This window comes from Candidatus Kapaibacterium sp., from assembly GCA_025059875.1.
GTDB lineage: Bacteria > Bacteroidota > Ignavibacteria > Kapaibacteriales > HRBIN21 > HRBIN21.
The window spans coordinates 1-722 of record JANXCT010000022.1; the positions used below are offsets into that span (position 1 = coordinate 1).

A 722-nucleotide genomic window follows, 5' to 3' on the forward strand; every position below is an offset into this window, starting at 1 on the left:
TATGCAACGCTGGGAGCGTATACCGGGCGGGCTTTCGCGATGCACTTTCCGGTGGCACTCGCGTTCAACCTGGTGATCGTTCTCGTGCTCCTGCCGTACTTCCACCACCTGTACCAGGACTTCGCGCAGCCGTGGCCGTTGCACCTGCTCGGGCAGTTCGGTTCCTATGCGGTCGGTGTCCCAGCCTTCTTCGTGACGATCATCGGGAGCCTGGGGCTGTTGTACGGCTCGCAGGTCCGGTGGTCGGCGCCGGTGATCTTCATTCTGGCTGGGCTCTGGGGCTGGACGATCGGGGGCGTCGCGGCGGTGCTCGACGGGACGATCGCGATCAACAACGTGATGCACAACACGCTGTGGGTACCGGCGCACTTCCACTCGTATTACCTCTTCGGCGCTGCGGGCTTTACCTGGGCCTTCCTCTTCCATGCGTTGAGCGGCACCGAGGGGTGGGCGAGCAGTACGCTCGCACGGCGCCTGAGCTGGCTCTACGCGGTCGGCGCTGGAGGGTTCGTGCTGGCGTTCTTCCTCTCCGGATTGCAGAGCGTTCCCCGTCGCTATGCGGAGCACCTCGCGGCATGGCATGGCCTGGCGCAGGTTGCTGTGCCCTTCGTCGTACTGCTCGGCGTGGCGTTCGTCGGACTGGCGGTCCTGGCGCTCCGAGCGGTTCCCGCCGCGTGGCGTGCCCCAGTGCCGGCGGTCGGTTCCGACGACTGATATGGGTG

The 722-nt window shown here is 65.9% G+C and carries 1 protein-coding gene; it reads left to right on the top strand.

What is annotated here, in order from left to right:
• Nucleotides 1-714 (top strand): cbb3-type cytochrome c oxidase subunit I (locus tag NZ960_08625; GenBank protein ID MCS7177652.1); only part of this gene is annotated, 714 nt, incomplete at its 5' end.
• Between the last annotated feature and the right edge of the window lie 8 nt (nt 715-722).